Raw genomic sequence first — 5,123 nt, 5'->3', positions numbered from 1 at the left:
GCCGGGCCGGGGACCGCCGCACCGGGCACCGCGGCCGCGCCGCCGGCGCCGAACCGGCCGGCGATCCTGCGCGCGATGGGCTGCACGTCGCCGGGGAGCTTGCCGATGGCCTTCTGCAGCACCCTGCGCAGCAGGGGGCGCACGAGTTTCCGCAGGACCGCGAGGACCGGCCCCAGCGGCAGCACCTTGCCGACGGCGCGGACACCGGCCTTAACGACCCGGCCCACGCCCTTGACGACCTTCTTGACCTTGCTGACGAGCTTGCCGAGGAACTCCTCGCGGGCGTCGACGGGGCTGCCCGGCTGCGCAGTCCCCGGCCCGGGCCGGCCGGTGACGGCGTCGATCTCCGCCTCGGTGACGGTGTCCGCGCCGCGTTCGGCGAAAGCGGCCTCCAGATCCCCCAGCAGGCGCTCCGCGCCGGCCGCGGCGACCTCCAGCCACTGCTCGGCCTCCGCCTCCGCCCGGGAGAGCACCTCCTCCTCCTGCCCCCAGCTCGCGCCGGCCGCGCGCAGGTGGCGGGCGGCGGCCTCGTCGGTGAGGGCCTGCAGCGCCTCGTCGAACTCCTCGTCCTCCAGCTCGTCGCGCAGCTGCGCCAGCGCCTCCGCCTCCACGTCCGCCTCCTCCAGGGAGGCCAGGGCCTCGGAGAAGGGGGTGCTCAGCGTCCAGGCGGCCGGTGCGGCGGGCGCGGCCTCCGCGGTCAGCGACGCCGCGGCGAAGGGGCTCGTCGCCGTCTGCGTCGCCGGTCCCGGTGACCCGTCTCCCGCCGGCGGCGGCCACGCGAACGTCTCACCGATGCTCATGGGTGCCTCCCGGGTGACGGCCCGACGGTAGGCGCCGCCCGTCATCGCGACCGTCTCCGTGCCGTCACACCTCCCGTCGCCGCAGCGTCACGACCCCCGTGACGGCGGGACGCCGGGACGCCCCGTCGTCCCGGGTCCCCCGCCCAGCGGGCGGCCCGCGGCCAGGTCCGCCAGCCAGGTGCCGACCACCGCCGCGGCCCCCTCCGCAGAACCCGTGACGCTGCGCACCTTCTGGCCGCTCCCCGTGACGGCTAGGATCCGCACGCGCAGGCCGTCGTCCTCCACCCAGGCCCGCAGGACGATCGAGGACCACAGCTCCGGACGCGGCACGCGCTCCATGCTCCGGGTGTGCCGTCGCCTCCCCGTCACAGCGGCCGTCATCGACCTCGCCGCACGATCCTCCGGGCGGGGCCGGAAAGCTCCCCTGCTTCCCCCCTCCTGCCGGAGCGGCACCGTGACCACCGCGCAGCCCCCCGTCCACCTGTGCCTCCTCGGCGCCTTCCAGCTCCGCGTGGCCGGGCGCAGCACCGCCCTGCCGGTGCAGGCGCAGCGGCTGCTGGCGCTGCTGGCCACCGCGCACCCCCGCCAGCCCCGGACCTCCCTGGCGCGCGCGCTGTGGCGGGACGCCCCCGAGGAACGTGCCCAGGCGAACCTGCGCAACGCCGCCTGGCGCGTCCGCCTCGCCGGTGCGGACGTGCTGCGCTGCAGCCGGGGGGAGATCGGGCTGGACCCCGGCCTCCGGGTGGACCTGGCCGACGCGCAGCGCTGCGCGGTGTTCCTGCTCGGCGGTGGCAGCGCGCCCCTGGACCGCTCCTCGATCGACGTCCTCGACGACGACCTCCTGCCCGACTGGGACGAGGAGTGGCTCGTCGTCGAGCGGGAGCGGCAGCGGCAGCTGCGGCTGCACGCCCTCGAAGCGCTCAGCGCCCGCTTCACCCGCGCCGGCCGCCACGCCGAGGCCGTCGCGGCGGGGCTCGCGGCGGTGCAGGCCGAACCGCTGCGCGAGTCCGCCCAGCGCGCCCTCGTCCTGGCGCACCTCGGTGAGGGCAACGTCAGCGAGGCCGTCCGCCAGGTCGCCGGCTACCGGCGGATCCTCGCCCGCGAGCTGGGCATCCCGCCCGGCGAGGAGCTGCTGCACCTGCTGCGGGGGGCGGCGCAGGGCGCGGGCCAGGGGCGCACCTGACGGTTCCCGGGGCCGTCCTCGTGGACGGCGGGCCCGGCGGTTCCCGGGCTGCCACGGTGCCGGCGGGCTGACCGTGCAGCGGGTCCGCGTCAACGGCCGCCACACCGAGACCGGGATGTCCTCCGAAGGCGACGGGCCGAGGATCGGGACCACACCGCCTGGTGCGCCGGTGCCCGCCTCGGCGAGGGCTTCGCCGCCCGCGGGGAAGAAGTCCCCGACCCCGCCAGCTCGGTCCGCGCCGACGCCGAGGCCTGGCTTCGCACCATCGGGCTCCTCACCTCCTGACCGCCCGATCCGCCTTATCCGCGTACTCACCACGACTTCCCGGAGGAATCACTCATGATCACCCGAACCCTCGGCCGTAGCGCCACCAACGGCGGCCTGAACGTCTCCGCCCTGGGCCTGGGCTGCATGGGCCTCAGCCACGGCTACGGTGCTGCTGTCGAGGACGGGGCCGCCATCGCGCTCATCCGCGACGCGGTCGACCGCGGCGTCACCTTCTTCGACACCGCCCAGGTCTACGGCCCCTTCACCAACGAGGAGCTCGTCGGCAAGGCCCTGGCCCCGGTGCGCGACGACGTCGTCATCGCGACGGAGTTCGGCTTCTCCCTGCCCAGCGACACCGCTCCCACCGGCACCGGCCTCGACTCTCGCCCCGAGCACATCCGCTCCACCGTCGAGGACTTCCTGCGCCGCCTGGGCATCGAGAGCATCGACCTGCTGTACCAGCACCGCGTGGACCCCGACGTGCCCGCCGAGGACGTCGCCGGCACGGTCAAGGAGCTCATCGCCGAGGGCAAGGTCAAGGCCTTCGGCCTGTCCGAAGCCGGCGTGGACGTCATCCGCCGCCCCCACGCCGTGCAGTCGGTCACCGCCCTGCAGAGCGAGTACTCCCTCTTCTGGCGCGAGCCGGAGCAGGCGATCCTGCCCACCCTGATCGAGCTCGGCATCGGCTTCGTGCCGTTCAGCCCGCTGGGCAAGGGCTTCCTCACCGGCACCATCCAGGCCAGCACTACCTTCGCCGAGGGGGACCTGCGCGGCAAGCTGCCCCGCTTCACCGAGGACGCCCGCGCTGCCAACCAGGCCGTCATCGACCTGCTCACCGCGATTGCCGAGCGTGTCGGGGCCACCAACGCCCAGGTCGCGCTGGCCTGGCTGCTGGCCCAGCACGAAAGCATCGTGCCGATCCCCGGCACCACCAAGCTGCACCGCCTGGCCGAGAACGTCGCCGCGGCCGAGGTGCAGCTCAGCGCGCAGGACGTGGCCGACCTGACCGCGGCCTCGGACCAGCTGCCGGTGCAGGACGAGCGTTACCCCGAGGCCATGATCAACCGCTGACCTGCCCCGGCCTGAACCGGGAACGGACGGGCTGGGTGCAACAGCACCCAGCCCGCCGCCGGGGACTCATCGCCGACGACACGCTGACGATGACCCGCTGAGAACGACACGACGAGGTGCCCTGCACGGTGAGACGACTGCTCATCCCTTCTGCTGCCCTGCTGTGGGGGTTGCAGATCGCCTTCCTGAACCCGGCCCTGGCGTTGCTGCTGGTGGCGCTCTACGGCGCCAGCGCCGGGCAGGTCGGGGTGGTCCTGGCGGTCTACAACGCCGGCGGTCTCATCGCCTCGTTGCTCGTACCCGCCCACGCCGACCGCCGCGGGGAGTACCTGCGCCCCCTGCTGGGCTGCTCGGTGCTGACCATCGCCCTGAGCGCGGCGCTGGCCCTGGCCACCTCACTGCCGCTGGCCGTGGTGGCCCTAGTCGTCCTGGGCGGGCCGGCCGGGGTGGGGACCACGCTGCTGTTCGCACACCTGAAGCACTCCGGCGCCGGAACCGCCGACGTGGTCAACACCCGCGCGATCGTCTCCTTCGCCTGGGTCGCCGGCCCACCCTTGGCCACCGCGGTGCTCGGCGCGCTGGGTGAACGGGCGTTGCTGGGCGCCATCGCCCTGGTGGCCTTGCTGGGAGCGGGCACCACTGCGGCGATGCTGCGGCAGCGAGCACGCGGCGTGCAGCAGGCCACCGGCGCGGCCGGGGATGCACCCACCGTGGCTCAGCCCGGCAGCGAGCAGCACGCGCCCATGCCGCGTTCGCGCATTGCGCTGCTCCTCGCGGTCTTCGTCGCTCTGCAGGCCACCAACAGCGCCGTGGTCGCGGTGATGGGCTTGTTCGTCACCCGCAGCCTGGGTCTGGACGTGGCCTGGGCCGGCATCGTCCTCGGGGTCGCTGCGGGGATTGAGATCCCGGCACTGCTGATGGTGGGCCGACTCAGCACCCGAGTCAGTGAGAGCCGGCTGCTGTTCTCCGGCTGTGTCGCCGGTGTCGTCTACTACGCGGCCATGTCCGTCGCGACCGGCCCCGTGGTGGTGCTGGTCCTGCAGGTGCTCAACGCCTGGTTCTTCGCCGTGATCGCTGGCGTGGGACTGACCTTGTTCCAGCGCGTCATCGCCCGCCCCGGGTTGGCGTCTGGCTTGTACGCCAACACCCGTCGGGTGGGAGCGATCGCCTCCGGCGGACTCGTCGCTGTCGGCGCGACGAGCTGGGGCTACGGCGGTGTCTTCATGGCTTGCGCCGCCCTCACACTGGTCGCTCTGGCTGGTCTGAGTCTGATGAGCCGCGTCGGTGCAGAGGCCCTGGACTGACGTTCATCAGTCTTACCTCAGGTGAAGGCCCGACCCTGGCGCTACTCCTATTCCGCGGGCATGGACATGACGGTGTAGTCGGGGCACGGCTCGACGACGGCCAGGCTCGCCTACCCACAGCTTCGACGAGCCGACGATCGCTCAATTGCCCTTGGTGACATCCAGACGAGAGAGCTCGGTCCTGACTGCGACATGTCACACACGGGCCGACCTCGGACAACAGTGAATGATCGTGGATAACCGACCACCGCATCCTCTGCATCATGGCCGTCGACCGAGGCGCGCCCGCTGACGCGTGAGGTCACTACGTCGGCACCCACTGCCACACTGAGGTCTGATCGAGGCACCGCTCCACGGAGCAGGCGCGACCCGCCTAGGCCACGTCTGACGAATCTTCACTTGAGCCAGAGCAGCAGCGAGGCCAGCAACAGCCCGGCACGGTAGTGACGAGCGTGCTTGTCGTAGCGGGTAGCGATACCGCGCCACTGCTTGAGGCGG

The 5,123-nt window shown here is 73.0% G+C and carries 4 protein-coding genes and 2 pseudogenes; 3 read left to right on the top strand and 3 right to left on the bottom strand.

What is annotated here, in order from left to right; genetic code table 11:
* Positions 1-800: pseudogene (locus tag GTR00_RS14195) on the bottom strand (hypothetical protein); the annotation flags it as partial.
* A gap of 87 nt (positions 801-887) precedes the next feature.
* Positions 888-1,130 carry a hypothetical protein gene (locus GTR00_RS14190; protein WP_166612259.1) on the bottom strand — a complete coding sequence of 81 codons (243 nt, stop codon included), beginning with the start codon at positions 1,128-1,130 and terminating at the stop codon, positions 888-890.
* 124 nt (positions 1,131-1,254) lie between these two features.
* On the opposite strand from GTR00_RS14190, the gene GTR00_RS14185 reads away from it, so the two are divergent.
* From GTR00_RS14185 to GTR00_RS14175, 3 genes are all read left to right on the top strand, one after another.
* A complete protein-coding gene (locus GTR00_RS14185; protein WP_166612258.1) occupies positions 1,255-1,983 on the top strand; it encodes an AfsR/SARP family transcriptional regulator in 729 nt (242 codons plus the stop codon).
* Positions 1,984-2,322: 339 nt separating this feature from the next.
* On the top strand, positions 2,323-3,321 hold the full coding sequence (locus GTR00_RS14180; RefSeq protein WP_166612257.1) for an aldo/keto reductase: 999 nt from the start codon (positions 2,323-2,325) through the stop codon (positions 3,319-3,321).
* 128 nt (positions 3,322-3,449) lie between these two features.
* A complete protein-coding gene (locus GTR00_RS14175) occupies positions 3,450-4,625 on the top strand; it encodes an MFS transporter (protein ID WP_205705806.1) in 1,176 nt (391 codons plus the stop codon).
* A gap of 395 nt (positions 4,626-5,020) precedes the next feature.
* Here the strand turns inward: GTR00_RS14175 and GTR00_RS24135 are convergent.
* A pseudogene (locus tag GTR00_RS24135) lies at positions 5,021-5,123 on the bottom strand (IS5/IS1182 family transposase); the annotation flags it as partial.

The sequence above is a fragment of the Kineococcus indalonis genome (genome assembly GCF_009906395.1).
In the GTDB taxonomy this organism is placed as follows: Bacteria; Actinomycetota; Actinomycetes; order Actinomycetales; family Kineococcaceae; genus Kineococcus; species Kineococcus indalonis.
The sequence above is the reverse complement of the archived record's forward strand: the minus strand, read 5'-3'. Positions and strand labels throughout refer to the sequence as shown.

Bases quoted from the DNA above. Each gene is read 5' to 3' on its own strand.
- GTR00_RS14180 (WP_166612257.1), top strand. From the start codon at position 2,323: ATGATCACCCGAACCCTCGGCCGTAGCGCCACCAACGGCGGCCTGAAC.